This is a genomic window from Methanosarcina sp. 2.H.A.1B.4, assembly GCF_000979385.1.
In the GTDB taxonomy this organism is placed as follows: domain Archaea; phylum Halobacteriota; class Methanosarcinia; order Methanosarcinales; family Methanosarcinaceae; genus Methanosarcina.
In genome coordinates this window covers 134,593-149,595 of record NZ_JJOV01000002.1, presented here as the reverse complement: position 1 = coordinate 149,595, position 15,003 = coordinate 134,593, and the positions used below count along the sequence as shown (strand labels likewise).

Annotated in this window: 14 protein-coding genes; 11 read left to right on the top strand and 3 right to left on the bottom strand. The window is 43.2% G+C overall.

Annotated features, from left to right (window positions below; all coding sequences use genetic code 11):
* Positions 1-61: 61 nt before the first annotated feature.
* The 3 genes from EO92_RS00740 to EO92_RS00730 all read right to left on the bottom strand — a co-directional run bounded on the left by EO92_RS00740 (position 62) and on the right by EO92_RS00730 (position 3,457).
* The gene (locus EO92_RS00740) at positions 62-1,987 is read right to left on the bottom strand and encodes a clostripain-related cysteine peptidase (protein WP_048168713.1); all 1,926 of its coding nucleotides are present in this window, start codon (positions 1,985-1,987) and stop codon (positions 62-64) included.
* 98 nt (positions 1,988-2,085) lie between these two features.
* Entirely contained in the window at positions 2,086-2,388 is a 303-nt protein-coding gene (locus tag EO92_RS00735; RefSeq protein ID WP_011032857.1) for a hypothetical protein, read from the bottom strand.
* A gap of 733 nt (positions 2,389-3,121) precedes the next feature.
* Positions 3,122-3,457, bottom strand: coding sequence for a hypothetical protein (locus tag EO92_RS00730; protein ID WP_048134073.1), 336 nt, complete (start codon positions 3,455-3,457; stop codon positions 3,122-3,124).
* A gap of 520 nt (positions 3,458-3,977) precedes the next feature.
* Between EO92_RS00730 and EO92_RS00725 the strand changes: the two genes are divergently transcribed.
* From EO92_RS00725 to EO92_RS00675, 11 genes are all read left to right on the top strand, one after another.
* Positions 3,978-4,871, top strand: a complete 894-nt coding sequence (locus EO92_RS00725; RefSeq protein ID WP_048168712.1) for a presenilin family intramembrane aspartyl protease PSH — start codon at positions 3,978-3,980, stop codon at positions 4,869-4,871.
* 120 nt (positions 4,872-4,991) lie between these two features.
* Positions 4,992-5,792: an HAD family hydrolase gene (locus EO92_RS00720; protein WP_048168711.1), complete on the top strand. Its 801-nt coding sequence runs from the start codon at positions 4,992-4,994 to the stop codon at positions 5,790-5,792.
* A gap of 244 nt (positions 5,793-6,036) precedes the next feature.
* On the top strand, positions 6,037-7,671 hold the full coding sequence (gene atwA, locus EO92_RS00715; protein ID WP_048134068.1) for a methyl coenzyme M reductase system, component A2: 1,635 nt from the start codon (positions 6,037-6,039) through the stop codon (positions 7,669-7,671).
* A gap of 41 nt (positions 7,672-7,712) precedes the next feature.
* On the top strand, positions 7,713-9,290 hold the full coding sequence (locus tag EO92_RS00710; protein WP_048168710.1) for a methanogenesis marker 3 protein: 1,578 nt from the start codon (positions 7,713-7,715) through the stop codon (positions 9,288-9,290).
* 168 nt (positions 9,291-9,458) lie between these two features.
* The gene (locus EO92_RS00705) at positions 9,459-9,902 is read left to right on the top strand and encodes a methanogenesis marker 6 protein (RefSeq protein ID WP_048142219.1); all 444 of its coding nucleotides are present in this window, start codon (positions 9,459-9,461) and stop codon (positions 9,900-9,902) included.
* Between the two features lie 6 nt (positions 9,903-9,908).
* The gene (locus EO92_RS00700) at positions 9,909-10,412 is read left to right on the top strand and encodes a methanogenesis marker 5 protein (protein WP_048134062.1); all 504 of its coding nucleotides are present in this window, start codon (positions 9,909-9,911) and stop codon (positions 10,410-10,412) included.
* Complete coding sequence (locus tag EO92_RS00695) at positions 10,409-11,656, top strand: methanogenesis marker 15 protein (RefSeq protein ID WP_048134060.1); 1,248 nt, start codon at positions 10,409-10,411, stop codon at positions 11,654-11,656. Before EO92_RS00700 ends, EO92_RS00695 begins: the two co-directional genes overlap by 4 nt.
* The gene (locus tag EO92_RS00690; RefSeq protein ID WP_235283105.1) at positions 11,631-12,263 is read left to right on the top strand and encodes a methanogenesis marker 17 protein; all 633 of its coding nucleotides are present in this window, start codon (positions 11,631-11,633) and stop codon (positions 12,261-12,263) included. The genes EO92_RS00695 and EO92_RS00690 overlap by 26 nt, the downstream gene beginning before the upstream one ends.
* Before the next feature lies 1 nt (position 12,264).
* Positions 12,265-13,200 (top strand): methanogenesis marker 7 protein, encoded by a 936-nt coding sequence (locus tag EO92_RS00685; RefSeq protein WP_048134058.1) that lies wholly within the window; start codon positions 12,265-12,267, stop codon positions 13,198-13,200.
* Positions 13,201-13,342: 142 nt separating this feature from the next.
* Complete coding sequence (locus EO92_RS00680) at positions 13,343-13,834, top strand: carboxymuconolactone decarboxylase family protein (protein WP_048168708.1); 492 nt, start codon at positions 13,343-13,345, stop codon at positions 13,832-13,834.
* A gap of 489 nt (positions 13,835-14,323) precedes the next feature.
* Positions 14,324-14,977 (top strand): matrixin family metalloprotease, encoded by a 654-nt coding sequence (locus EO92_RS00675; protein ID WP_369793099.1) that lies wholly within the window; start codon positions 14,324-14,326, stop codon positions 14,975-14,977.
* The last annotated feature ends 26 nt before the right edge of the window (positions 14,978-15,003 follow it).

The following is a 15,003-nucleotide window of genomic DNA, read 5'->3' as shown; positions in this document are numbered from 1 at the left end:
GGAAATTATTCTATGAGGGGAATTTTCAGGAAATTATTCAAGGGGATGGATTTTCAGGAAATTATTCCCGGATAATCTCCACAGGTTCGCTCATATTGAAGTTCAGGCGGTAATCTTCTGCATAAAGTGCGGTATAATAAGTTCCTGCAGGCAGAAAGTCATAGACAAAAGTCGTGTTTTCATCCATCTTAAGCCTGCCAAGTGTTGTCCAGTCCTTAATATCGGATTCTCCGTAGACTGGGGCGTATGTAGTAATAATATCTCCTGGTTCCGGTACAAGCACTTCTTTTGAGAACAGGATGTTTCCGTCATCCAGGGCTTCGTAGGGATTCATGTAAGCTATGACAGTCCCGTTGAGAGTATCCAGGTAAAGCTGGGCAAGACAGGATCTGAACTCTCCATCTCTTTGAAGCCCCAGTTCTGCAGTAAGTATCCTGTTTCCATTCTCGCTTTCTCCTCCACATGCTGCATAAATCAGAGAGCTTTTCCCTGTTTTGGAGTCCTCTATAAAGATCCATTCCCCTCCCCAGGCAGGGAGGCTGTAGTTCGTGCCTCCTGAACAGTTGAGGGGCATTCTTCCTATGAGAACCGGTCCTTCCGGAGAGGCTATGAAGTAAACCTGGTCTACTGAAGCCAGCCCGGAATCATCTTTTACTGAAAAGGAATCTCCGGATTTTGAGATGCCGGGTTCTGTAAAGTCTGCACAGGTTCTTACCGAGTAGCCATCAAGAAATTCCGACCATGCTTCGGAAATGGAAACCCTGCTGTAATATTTAGAGTAATTGTCCTGAGTCTGGGGAGAATATACGGATACTCCATATGCATCAGGCATTGTGCCGTCCTGCCTTGAGTAAATAACAAAATCTTCAAGCGATTTTATGAGAGCTTCAGACCTGCCTGCAAGTTCCGGCATTTCCTCTCCGATTCTCAGGGCAAAACTCTTCAGGTCCATTGAGATTTCAGATCCTTTCTTTGGTTCGACCCCGAACTTCCGGGTTTTCGTAAGAGATGCCCCAAGTCCACAATACCCTTCCGGGCTTGAAACGCTTGTACCCATATCATCTGCAAGCCTATCGATATTCTGCAGTACTTCATCGGTTTTTGAGAGGTCAAGGAGAGAAAGGGTTCTGGGGGGTACATGAGATGAATTCTCCAGATAGCTGTCAATGATAACCCTTCCTATTTCTTCTGTAGGGGCTTTGGGATTTTCTGAGACATAACCTATGAAAGCAACATAGTCCCAGCCGTGGGTAGGTTCGATTGATTCGGAGGCGAGCATGTAATCTGCAGAAGGCTTAACCGCGCTTGCAAGCTCAAGGGTGGACATGAGGCAGGCATCAAAACCAATAAGGTCAAAATGCATTCCTGAGGCTTTAAGAGTGTCACTCAGTTCAGGAAGCTCCAGCCTGTCATAACCATGATTCTCGTCAAAGCAAACCCCTCTGTAAGCATCTCCGTGATCCCAGAAAATAAGCAGGGTACTTTCACTCTCATAGTTTTCTCGAATATATGAAAGAAAGGTTTCAAGCCCTGCGGCATCTCCCATGTTTGCATGGGGATATGTCTCTCTGTGGATGCCCCCATTGCCTATGGTCCCGTCCTCTCCGTCCTTTCTGAGATCCTCAAGCTCTGCGATTGTCATGCCTTCCCATCCCTCTGCAGAAGCTCCTCCATAAGCTATAAGAATTTCAGTATCTTCCACGTTCAGCGTGGAGGCACCATCAATTATTTCGAGGATATCCTTGCTGGCATATTTGTTTGAAGACTCAAGGTCACTTCCAACCATATAGAGAGCAACAACAGTAGATAGCTGGTGTTTCTGAATATCTGCCTCAGGTCCTGCAGAATCTCTGCTTTCGATTTCAGCCCCACCGCCGGGCTTTTTAAAATCTGTACCTTCTTTTAGACAGCCGCTGCTCAGCAGCAAAAAAAGAATTATAATAAAAATAATTACAGTAAACCCTGCTTTCTGGAATTTCCATCCCAAATTCAGCTCTCCATGAATGCCATCCGGGCTATCCCGGAGAAAAGGGAAACATCCAGGAATCTCTAATTTTTGTCGGCATATGTCGAAGTAGAAGGGTGTCAGGCGGTAAGATCAAGTCGGACGTCAATTACGGAATCTTCATTTGCCTCTATTTTGGATATTGTTAACAGATTTCCTTTTCTTTCCAGAAGCGTCGCCTTCGTGACCTGTACCTGGTGACCATCTATTTGTTTTTTGCTATTATTTTTATGGATAACCAGAAGCTTCTGGCCCATTTCGGCTCCTTCTCCTATTTTGGACACTATATTTCGTATGACCTGCTCAAAATCAGAATAAATCAAAATCTCCGACTTATTTGCAACCTTTTTGATAATGCCAATCGGTTCCAGATTGAGGTGCATATTAGCTTTCCTTCTTTACCTGTTTACACAAGTAATCAATATACTAACTCTGAGTAATAATAACTTACGATACACTATATCAATTTGAATATATTTATAACTGTCTGGATTCCAGATATTCCTCTCTACTACAGGACATCCAATATATATACTTTGCTAAATCATGGGGCTTGCGCCTGAAATTACTGGGCTGGATAACAATTCCGTATCGATAAATAACATAAATTATCATATCTGTAAATGCTCGTATTAACAAATCAAATTAATCAAAAATGTAAAGTAGATTCTCTTTTACAAATCCTGTATATTAACTTTTCCTCTTAATTGTATCTGTTTGTGCCGGAATTTACTCCATAGAACAATTCAATTACACGAATTTTGCATATTGTCCAGCCTGAAGAGATATTCAAAAATGAAAATATTTGGAAGTTTTCTAAAAAATCGTTGATTAACGATAAAACCCGTTTTAAAACAGTCCTGGTAAAAAAGAGGACGGACAGTTTAAAAACCGTCCGATAAAAAAGAGGAGGAAATGGAAGGAAAGACAGTTTGAAGGGAAAATTAAGACCGAATTAAGAGGGTCTGAAAAAAAGGCAAAGAAAACACTGTGAAAAGAAAGACAGGGCACAAAAAGAAAAAACCTGTCACATATGGCAGATAATTGAAGAGAATCTTATTAGAAGAAACCTGGCCGTATTTACTCCTGAGGGAAAAATAAGATTGTGAGCAGAAATCAGTGATATTTTCTGCGGTTGAATTCATATACTGCATTATCAACTTTACTTGAGAGCTCATTCATACTTTCTTCTATTTTTGTTTCCGAACTTTCCATATTAACCCTGAGGGCACGGTCCTTTGCTTCCATCTTGTCTTCAAAACTCTGAAGCTTGTCATTAATAGAGATGAGCATGAGAGATAATGTTCCGGCCAGAATCATAATCGATAAAATAATTAAAGGGTCAATGAAAGGATTTGTGGGCTTGTATGTAAACCTTCTAAGCCATTCGAAGGATAGAAGGAATGATGACAGAACCATCACAACAAGGAATACTGTATCTCTGGTCTCCATTGTATACCTCTAAAGTACTTATGGAATTTCTCCTTATGCAGTCATAAACTTCGTGTAAAACCACAAATTCCTCATACCGGGCTGAAAATTATTAGGTGGAGATAATTTCCATTAAAGTATTTACTGTTTTTATATTTTTTCCGCATTTCCATATTTACTATTTTTCTATTTTTGCTTGTTTTTTATACAGTGATTCTATATAATTTTTTGCATAAACTATTTATGTATCTTTTATCCAGAATTTATTTTTTCCCTGATCTCTCAAAAAACCAAACAATATCTGAAAGAAAATTCCCCGGATTCCTATCAGGTAAACTAACAGTGGAGGGAGAATTCTTACAAAATGAAAACGCCTGATAAATTGTGAATCTATTCTAATATTGCAGAACAAATACGGGGAAGGCAGATAATTGGCGAAATTGATTATTTATTAAGGGGCATAAAAATTAAAGACAGAGGATAGAGTAAATATATAAAGGAATAGAAAAGGCATAGTGTCAAGAAATAAGGAGTTTAGTACTTGAGTTCCAGCGAAAATTCACTTAAAGATTATTTGCCGATTCTTTCCATGGCAGGGTTAATCCTGGTAGTGCAGGTTCTCGCCCTTCTTTTATCAACGCCAATGGAAGTTAATGACATGCAGGCTTTTGAAGATCCGACACAGGTTTCCAATTCGATTTATTATATCGTGATGATCCTGGTTTTTACGCTTCTTGTCCTGATAGCGATAAAGAAAAACATGAAATGGATTATCAGCCTACTCATATACTTCGCCATAGTCAGTACTCTCTACTATGTCTTTTTCGCACTGTTCACCCTGATTCCTTCCTTCGCAGGCTTTGAAAATCTCGCTTCACTCCTGATTTCTATAGGGTTGACAGTATTACTTTACAAATATCCTGAGTGGTATGTAATCGATATTCTGGGGGTCTGCATAGCAGGTGGAGTCAGTGCCCTGTTAGGAATCTCCCTTTCCATTATCCCTGTAGTTGTCCTTCTGATATTGCTTGCAGTCTATGATGCCATCTCGGTATATAAGACAAAACATATGATAACCATGGCTGAAGGTGTAATGGACCTTAAACTTCCTCTTCTTTTCATAATCCCAAAGAACTCGAACTATTCATTCATTAAGGAAAGTTTTAAAGAAGGGGAAAAACGTGAAGCCTTTTTCATGGGCCTTGGAGACGCAGTCATGCCCACCCTGCTGGTAGTCTCCGCAAATGTATTCCTCGAAAACGGAGGATTCTCATACCCTGTACTTGGGGCAATGCTGGGAACTCTTGTGGGGCATTTATTTTTGTCCATCCTGGTAATGAAAGGGAAACCTCAGGCAGGGCTGCCCTTCCTGAATTCCGGAGTAATTCTCGGATTTTTTGCCGGAGTCCTGCTTTCGGGAGCCTCAATCCTGTAAGAAAAAATGTAAATAGGAGTTTTACTTTCCTACTTCATTTATTTTTATAAATTTCAGTTTCCCATCTACTTTTCCGGGCTTTCACAAAGATTTTTTTATTTTATAGATTAATCAATTGACATGGCTAAACGAATCGCAGTGGTCTTTGACAGTGCCGGAACTCTTCTCCGCATGTACAGAGTTGCAAAAGAATCCAGCACCGGGAATATCCTTGAAAACATAGAGAGCACTGCCATTGTCGCGAAGAAAAACGGTTGCGGCCTTGTAGCTCTTAATACCGATAATGAAATAATCCTGCACTCAAGAAGGGATATGTTTTTATTTGAATTTATAAAGGAGTACAGAGTTTCAATAGGTATCAGCCGTTCAAAAGGAAAGTTTACCCCTGACGTTGCCTGTGAGATCATAAGGGGGGCTCCTCTCCTGATGGGGGATGTACATGACGTGCTTAATGCAGTTACATCCCTCTGCCCTGACAGCATATATCTTGCGGCAGGTCTGATAGTGGACTCAGAGGCAAGAAAAGTACCTTATGTGCTCAGCACGGGAGGGCAGGTATTCGGTAAGACGTTGCAGACCATCCAGTCGCTCTATGCCATGAAAGTGGATATGTACATAGCATCCGGGGACAGAATGTCCGCTCTTGTGCAACTTGCAGAGTTAGTAAATATCCCGCAAGAAAGAGTCTTTGCTTTTGCAGATCCCATTATGAAGGAGAAAGTGGTGCTTGAACTTAAAACCAGGTACGAGAAAGTAGTTATGGTAGGGGACGGAATTAACGATATCCTGGCTCTCAGGGCAGCAGATGTGGGTATAATGACGACCCAGCAGGGAGACGACAGACCAGAAGAGCTCAGGGCAGCAGCAGATGTGGTGCTCGACGATATAATCAAAGTTGTGGATGTGGTAAAAGGATTATAAAGAGCAAAAATCCATCAAATTCACCAGCTGATATTGATTCTAGATGTTAACAGTGACATAATAATGCGTTATGTTTATGTAATGTTTACTCTTATCTAATTGTTGCCCATATGTGTGAAATTTATTGATTCTGTTAATGCGATATTCACTTTAAAGTAATTACTTTTCACTCTTGAGCGATACGTCCAGGCAGGAGAAAGCCACCAGGACTTATTTGCAACTCATAATTTGCGGAGGAAAATACATGCCAGTATTTATTGAAGTAAAAAATCTAACCGTAGATTTCGATGGTCTTAAGGCACTGAAAAACGTAAGTTTAAGCATCAACGAAGGGGAAGTCGTTGGGATTCTGGGAAAAAGCGGATCCGGAAAAACAATCCTGATGCATGTGTTGCGTGGGACCGAATCTTTTGAGAATATCTCAGGCGAAGTAATTTATCATCTGGCTCGCTGTGAGAAATGCGGATATATAGAACGTCCAAGCAAAATAGGCCAGAAATGCCCGGTCTGCGGCGAGAGTCTTGAGGCATTCAAAGCTGATTTTATAAAACTTTCACTTTACGACCCTATAAGAAAGGATATCACCAAGCGTATTGCAATCATGCTCCAGAGAACCTTTGCCCTTTATGGGGATGAAAGAGTTCTGGTAAACGTCATAAACTCCCTGAATGAAATCGGGTATAAGGGAGAAGATGCCATGAAAAAGGCAGTTGAGCTCCTTGAGGAGGTAAACCTGAGCCACCGGATGATGCACGTGGCGAGGGAGCTTTCCGGGGGAGAAAAACAGCGGGTTGTGCTTGCAAGACAGCTTGTAAGAAATCCATTTCTCCTATTAGCCGACGAGCCTACAGGTACCCTTGACCCCATGACTGCAAAGCTGGTTCACGAAGCCATTATAAAGGCTGTTAAGAGCTACAATATGAGCATGGTCCTTACATCCCACTGGCCCGAAGTAATCGAGAAACTGGCAGATAAGGCAATTCTGCTTGAAAATGGGGAAGTAGTCCAGGAAGGAGACCCCCTTGAGGTTTCTGCGATCTTTATGCAAAGTGCATCCATGGTCAGGCAGGAAAAGAATGCTCTGGTAGGAGAGCCTATTATCCGCGTAAGGGATCTTACAAAGCGTTATATCTCAGTAGACCGGGGTGTGGTAAGAGCTGTGGACAAAATCTCTTTTGACGTGATGGAAGGAGAGATTTTCGGCCTTGTCGGGGTAAGCGGAGCAGGCAAGACCACAACCTCAAAAATCCTGATGGGAATTTTACCACCAACCTCAGGAGAAGTTGAAGTCCGCGTCGGGGATGGATGGGTGGACATGACAAAATTAGGGGTTGAAAACAAGGGCAGGGCAACGAAATACATGGGATTCCTGCACCAGGAATACGGGCTTTATACCCACAGCTCCGTAATAGACAACCTTACAGAATCCATTAGTCTGGACCTTCCATTCGAACTTGGGGTTCGAAAAGCCATAATTACTCTAAAGGCTGCAGGTTTTGAAGAAAATAAGGCAAAAGCTGTTTTGTCCAAAATGACCAATGAAATGAGTGAAGGAGAGCGACATAGAATTGCACTTGCGCAGGTTCTTATCAAGGAGCCAAGAATCGTCATTATGGATGAACCAACCGGGACAATGGACCCTATTACCAAGGTATCAGTGACAAACTCCATCCTTAAAGCCAGAGAAGAGATCGGAGAAACCTTTGTTGTTGTCTCTCACGACATGGACTTTGTGAATGAAATATGTGACCGTGTTGCACTCATGCGCGATGGAAAGATCGTAGCTATAGGGAAACCGGAGAACGTACTCTCCCATCTCACTGAAGAAGAAAGGTTCAAAGCTACAGAAGAAGGGCTCAAAGCTACAGAAGAAATATAAATATGCCGCCACCTCTTAACATAGAAAAATACTAAAATGAGGTGCCGATTACGAGTAATGAGATCAGCGTAGAGGTGAACGGGCAAAAATACACTTTGCCTGCAGGCTCTACCCTTGGAGACGCCCTTAAAGTTTCCAGAGCCCCCTATATAGCCGGTACAGCGGTTGGAATTCTTAAAAAAACCGCTGAGAAGAGGACGGAGAATGTCACCGAATACGCTATCAAGACCCCCAGAGGGGAACTAAGGATAGAACTCAAAGATCCGGAATCATCCTCTGGAAAACTATGGGCTGAACATTATAAAGAGTATGAAGGTAAAAACATCCACTGGGCAAGTCCTGAAGCTCTGGCTTTCGGACCTTTTGAAGCCGACATAAAGCCTTTGCGTGAGACCGGGAGCTTTGAAGCGTTTGATGTTGTATTCGGGGCAGGAGGATTTGACTCCCGTAATACTCATCTGATCCTGTCAAGAAAAAGGCATGCCGCTGAGTATGGATCTCCCGAAGATGGCGTTTTTGCAACAATTGTAACCGGGAGAAATCTTATTTTTAGGCTTTCGAGAGAAGACTCCATCCTGAGCATAGAGCCTATTATAGAATGGGAACAACTTGCAGAAAAAACCTGTACTACCGATCTTTCTATCCTTCTTGAAAATAATGACAGTGTATTTACTTATTTTGAGGTCGAGCTTTCCAGAAACGCCCCTAAGGGAGCTGAACACTTCTATGCCCTGACCCGCGAGGGAACTCTTAACGTAGATGTGATAACCAGCTCATTTATCTCAGATGATAGCCTGAAAGAAGAACCTGTTCCTTATGAAAATTTTGAGCCGAGAAGAGAAGGTGCCATCTCTGTCAGGACAGTCGGATACGGGGCCGGTAGGGTATATGTCTCCAGAGAGGAACGGCCTTCAAGCCTTGTGCATTCGGTCGTAGGGCAGGTAACAAAAGGCCTTGAGCTTATCAAACTCGCAGAAAAGGGACAGAAGCTGTCAGTAGAAAGCCTTCCTCCCCAGATAGTCCTGTTGGGACACAGCTTTGAAGAGGTCGAGCCCGTACTTTCCTCTATAGGGGTGGAACTGGTAAGAGATGGGTACACAGGAAAGGACGCAGTAATTGTCAGGCAGGACCCGCCAACAACTCTGGAAATTTTCGGAGAAGCGAAAGTGACTGCTTATGCGGTATCCAGGGAAAAACTCATTGAAGTTGAGCTTTACCCGGAGATAGCCCCAAAATCGGTAGACTTTTTCCGTCATTCTCTTGAACTCAAGACAAAAACCGTCGGAAAACTTCCTGTTTATATGGTCTATGAGAACACTTACCTTTTCAAAACAGAAAAGGAAGTGGTGAAATACAAAGAAATCCTTCCTGAAAACACGCCAAGTGGCAGGGTACTGGCCGGGGAAATAGGAATCACAAATCAGGCCGCAAAAAGGATGGGGACCATAGGAGCGAGACTTGTAGATGATGATCTCTTCGGTCCTACCGGAGAAAAGTTTTCCTCAACGAATATTATCGGTCGGATAGTCGAGCCTGAGAGACTTAAGGGCATCGAAGAAGGAGATGCGATATATATAATTGAAGCTGCACGCAGGAGAACTGATGATAAGGGGAACTGAGAATCCTAATTATTGATAATTATTCAATTATATAATTTGTATTAAATTAATTAAATAATGCATAATAAACTATTACATAACCGAAAATAATGTACCTGATACTTGAGTGGATTCACATGTTTGGATTTATCGCAGGTGAAGTCTCCCGAAGTTGAGGAGAGACAGAAGATGACAGAAATAAAACAAAATGAGATTACAAAGTACATTGTAATCAGTTCGGATAAAGTGCTGCCTGCGGATGCAGCCATGAAGATTTATGAATCAGAGTTTCCGGTTACGGTAAAGGAGACCTGCTTTGGGCTTATTGTAACAGGATCAAAGGAGGATGTCCTTTCAGTGGTAGAAAAGATTCAGCAGATGGATAAAAACCACATTTTTATAAAAGATAGGGGATTTCCTGCAGGTGATGAGAGGCGCTGTCGGGCAAGCCGGGGCGGAGGTCCGAGGCCTGGATTCCATTTCCTGAGGGAAGAAGTGAAGATGCTCCCTGCCATAGGGGCTGCACTTGATGAACTGGAAGCAAAAGAGTCCGTAAAAGAAAAACACAAAGAGAAAAGCAGGCTTAAAGTTTCCGATTTGGAAAAAATTATTGAAGAGGAGCTTGCGAGGTGAATTTTTTTGGCAAAGGTTTTCATTTACCCTGTAAACAGTCTTATTTTATCTGACCTGGTTGAGCGCTTCGAGCATAAACCCCTTACAATGATGAACCAGGTAAGAGAGAAAGTTACAAACATCAGCCTGGATTCTCCCCCTATTAATATTACTCCCGAAGATCCTAAAATCGGGCTTCGATATGCTGCGGTTGAAGTGCCGGCTGGAGTAAGGGGCAGGATGTCTCTAATAGGTCCCCTTATAGAAGAAACAGAAGCTGCAATCATAGTTGAAAACCCCCCTGCAAACTTTGGTTGCGTGGGCTGTAACCGCACAAACGAACTGATGAAATATCTGGTGCGCGATAAAGGAGTCCCTGTTCTGGAAGTAAAATACCCGGAATCCGACGAGGATGCCCGCGATTTCGTGAACAAAATCGCAGCATTTCTGGAGTCATTGCCTGAAGAAAAGCCGGACGAAGATGAAAAGCCAGTAGAGGAAGAACCGGCAGAAAAGGAGGCAGAGGAATGAGTGCCGAAGAATCCGGACTTGTAAAGATTGCTCTGGTTTCCTGCGGCTCTGAGTATGCCGGGGTTCAGCCCGAGTTTGAAGCTGCCGCAGCCAGAGTAGATGCAAAATTCATTTATCCCGAAATTGACATTGCATCCATAGATACCATAGGCAAAGATTTCGGGCTTGAAGTTGCAAGCGGAGACCTCAGGCTCATGATGGCACGGGCAAAGGCCGTTGTTGAAGGTACAACAAAAGTAGATGGGGTCTTTATTACTACCTGCTTCCGCTGTGCAGAAGGAGCTATTGTTCGAAACGAGGTCAGAAGATACATCCATAAGCACTCAGAGATCCCTGTAATCAGCTATTCATTTACCGAACGAACAAGTGCAGGCACCCTGCTCACCCGTCTTGAAGCCCTGACCACAATTGCCAGGCGCAGGCATCTCCTTGCCAGGGAAGTCCAGACCGGGCTGACTGCGGGAATTGATTCGGGATCGACAACCACAAAAGCTGTGGTTATGAGAGATAACAAGATCATAGGTAAAGGCTGGGTGCCCACAACAAAAGTCCTTGAAAGTGCTGACGAAGCATACTCCCAGGCCCTTAAAGAAGCCGGAGTTGCCAGAGAAGAAGTCCAGGCTCTGGGCACTACAGGATACGGACGTTTTCTTATAGGGAACCATTTTAACGCCCAGCTGATCCAGGAAGAAATTACCGTCAACTCAAAGGGAGCTGTCTACCTTGCAGGCAGGCAAAAGGGCTCTGCGACGGTCATTGATATCGGAGGTATGGACAACAAGGCGATCTCTGTTGAAGACGGAATCCCTGGCATGTTCACAATGGGAGGGATCTGCGCAGGAGCTTCGGGACGTTTCTTTGAAATGATCTCCAAGCGTCTCGGTGTGGAGATTACGGAACTCGGGGCACTTGCAGTCAAGGGTATGCAGGAAAATGTAAACATGAACAGCTACTGCATAGTTTTCGGGATACAGTCCCTTGTAAACTCCCTTGCCAAAGGAGCTACTCCTGAAGATGTCGCAGCTGCAGCCTGCTACAGTGTGGTAGAACAGATCTACGAGCAGCAACTGCAGGAAGTGGACGTAAAAGAGCCGTTGATCCTTGTAGGAGGTTCTTCCCTTATCGAAGGAGTCCCGAAAGCTCTCGGAGACCTTCTCAAGATTGAGGTTCTTGTACCGGAAAACTCCCACATGATAGGGGCAGTAGGGGCAGCACTTCTTGCTTCCGGCTATGTGGAGGAGTGAGGTCAAAATGGATTCGCTTGAGATCTTTGTTGTCGAGTCAGCAATTGATTCGGAGCAGGAGTTTTACAGGAAGATTATCGAGGACAACCTTGCAAGTCTCAAGCTTGCCCCTGCAATAGGACGTATCAAGGTAGTGCTAAGACCTGAAGATTCTCTTTTCCAGATGGCAATCATTCTCAGGGATGTTGGCACCAGGGTTACGACAATCGATATTGCTGACGTGGAAGCAAAACCTGTCGCCGGAGAAGTAATGATTTCTATCAAAAAAGAGCAGTACATTCCGGAACTGCTCGGGAAACTCTGGGAGCGCTACGGAAAAGCGAACATCAGCCAGCCGGACCGCTGGACTGTAGCCATAACCACGGATAAACCCGCAGAAGAGGCGGTTTTTATTACAGAAATGATGGTTGCAGACCCCCGGCACAGGCTTCACGAAAATCTCGTGGATTTCGCGGTCCGCGCCACTCCTGAGGGTTTCAGGGTTCGCTACCATCTATATAAAGGTAATCGCTTTGTTTTTGTGGCATCTGAGGAAGCATTGAAACATGAGTGGATCGAAGAAGCAGGAGCAATGCTCGAAGAACTGACGGAAGGAGGGAAAAAGTAAGATGGTTGTACTCCTACCCTATCTTTACACCGGCGGAGTCCATAAGCACGGGCTTTTAATCGAACTGATGGAAGACCTCGGAGGCTACATAATTCAGAAAGTAGTTACCGGGACCGAAGTCAATCTTATAATGCTTATCCCTGAAAAAGATATTGATATTGTAAAAAAGCTCTCTCATGAACTGCTTGGAGTCCTGATGGAAGCTCCTCTTACAGGGGTAGAGATTGCAGTTGTCTCCCCTACACTTGCCTCACACCACCTGCCACATTCGGCCTGCGATATAGCAGAATACCTCCGCCATCCCGGAGCTAATACAAATATGATAGGGCTTGCAAGGGGAATGGGGCGCAGGGTCTCCCTGTCCATGGACTATGAAAGAAAGCTCATCAACGAGCACGATATTGCGGTTTTCACCTTCGGGTCTTTCAGTGACTGTATTACGAAAAAGAAGCCGAAACTCTTTGAAGGCATTGAGATACCTATTGTGGTTACCGGAGGGCCTGCTGAACTGAAAACCGAAGATGTCCCCGGAGCAGACCTCTACATTGGAAATATCGGAAGGGTTTCTCACAGGTTAAGAAGAACAGAGGAAATCAATGCCCTCGACAATCTGAACGAAGGGGTTTCAAAGATTGCTTCTGAGATTCGCCAACAGCAGGCAAAAGACCCGCTTGCGGTGCTTCCTGCGCGAGTCATGAAGGAGATCGAAAACCAGGTTCCGGAAATCCGCAGGGTGCTCTCTCCTGCTCCTCTCACCCTTCAGCTTGACGGACTCAGGGTCAAACTTCCATACGATGAATTCCATGAGAAAATTGAAAAGCTGGAGTTTGATGAAGGAGTCGTCCTTTCCGAGCTTGCAAATATTTCCAGGTCAAAAATGAAAAATTATATATTGATAAAAATCAAATCTAAGTCTGACGTTGGTTTTGCAATTTGACCCGGATTCTGTTGGGTTAAACTTTATCCTTTACATTTTTACTGGGTTTGTGGCTTTTCACTTATCCTTTAAACTGTAAAGCCCTACCAGAAAAATGGCGTCCAATCCTGTTTTCCACGTTAATGTGCGCTGGTGGTTTCTTATGGAACTTGAGGATATTGTGGAAATTTTGAAAAGTGATCCCGAGAAAGTCATCCCGGAGCTTCTCGATGATGTCCGGAAACAGTATGGGGAAGTTCCTTACATTATGAATTTTATGAAAGATCTCCCTGAGATCTTCATCCCAAAAACTCTTTATGATAATTCTATCATGCGAGAGTTCAAAAATCTCGACCCGGAAACCGTGGAGCTTATTTCCATAGGTGTAGCTTCTGCCCTTCGTTGCGATCATTGCCTTAAAATGCATATAAGAATCGCAAAAAGAAAAGGAATCACAAAAGAAAAAATATTTTATGCAATAATGATAGGGGCATCCCTGGCCAACGCCGCAGTACTTGCAGGAAGTACAAGGGCGCTTGCATCCGAATTCCCTGGTGACGAAGAGGGATCTGAAGAAGAGGTATGTGACGAAAAAGAACAATGCTGTGATCCTGATTGCGAAGTATGCAATATCTCCGGAGCAAACATTAAGTAAACAGTCAGCAAAATCCCCGAAATTTAACTTTTTCAGGCTCACTTATTGGAAGTTCAATTTTAGATTTTATTTTAAAAAACAATTTTTGAAGATCGTTTAAATTAAAAATCGGTTTACATACCAAATTCTGGTTTAATTTTTTTAATAAACATTCCTAAGTTAAGTTCTTATAATCTTAAAGCTTATTTTTTGACAGATCTTTTCGGTATTTAATTAACGCAATCCATAAACTTATTGAGATCAATTGAAAACTCACAAAGTATGCCTGTAAAACGGGTTTACCTGATTCTTAATTCTAAGAATTCTAATTCTAAGAATTCTAATAATCATACTAATAATCATACTAATAATAAAATAATAATGGTAATAATAAATTAATGTCAATAATAATGGTAATAATTGGAAGTAAATTAATTGCCGATACGGAGGCTCATTTACATTAATCAACACAATATTCATGGAATCATTTTATCCGTCGTCTTATTGCTGGTGGTATTATTTTTACCTGCTGTTTTCCCTGCATCCGGGGCAAGTTCAGAGAAGATTCTCGATAATCCCTGGAATCATTCTCCTATTACAGTGTACATAGACGACAAAAATACCCCGCTCCATTACAGCCCCACCTACTATGAACAAATAGAGAAGGCTCTTGAATACTGGGAAGAAGGGGGAAACGGGAACCTCGAGTACAGCCCTGTTTTTGAGATTGTCGACTCCGAAGAAGCGGACATACGAATAATGTGGGTGGAAAACCTGGAAAGCGTAGCAGGTGCTCCTTCTGGTGTAGCAGGCTATGCAAAACCCAGTATTTCCGGAGACCGTTTCGTTGGAGTGGATATAGTCCTTGAGGTTGGGAACTATCAGGGTAGGGGCTGGAGGCAGTATGGAGACGCAACCATGCTTACCATTGCAAAGCATGAGCTCGGGCATGCTCTTGGCCTTGGGCACAGCAATGATCGGGGAGATATAATGTATCCTGAGTATGAACTCAGGGATAATGTGAACCCCATTCTGCTGAACAAATATGGAACTCTGCTGCGTGTAGCAGGTTTTATAGCTCTTGCAATTCTCCTGCTCCTTGGTGTAAGCTGGCAGTACAGCCGGAAAAAAAGAGAAAAACTTGAAGATGAGTACTTCAAATGAATGATATCAAATGAAAGATAAATTGG

Coding starts and splice junctions, on each gene's coding strand:
- EO92_RS00735 (WP_011032857.1), bottom strand. CDS start 2,388: ATGCACCTCAATCTGGAACCGATTGGCATTATCAAAAAGGTTGCAAAT.
- EO92_RS00730 (WP_048134073.1), bottom strand. CDS start 3,457: ATGGAGACCAGAGATACAGTATTCCTTGTTGTGATGGTTCTGTCATCA.
- EO92_RS00720 (WP_048168711.1), top strand. CDS start 4,992: ATGGCTAAACGAATCGCAGTGGTCTTTGACAGTGCCGGAACTCTTCTC.
- atwA (WP_048134068.1), top strand. CDS start 6,037: ATGCCAGTATTTATTGAAGTAAAAAATCTAACCGTAGATTTCGATGGT.
- EO92_RS00705 (WP_048142219.1), top strand. CDS start 9,459: ATGACAGAAATAAAACAAAATGAGATTACAAAGTACATTGTAATCAGT.
- EO92_RS00695 (WP_048134060.1), top strand. CDS start 10,409: ATGAGTGCCGAAGAATCCGGACTTGTAAAGATTGCTCTGGTTTCCTGC.
- EO92_RS00685 (WP_048134058.1), top strand. CDS start 12,265: ATGGTTGTACTCCTACCCTATCTTTACACCGGCGGAGTCCATAAGCAC.
- EO92_RS00680 (WP_048168708.1), top strand. CDS start 13,343: ATGGAACTTGAGGATATTGTGGAAATTTTGAAAAGTGATCCCGAGAAA.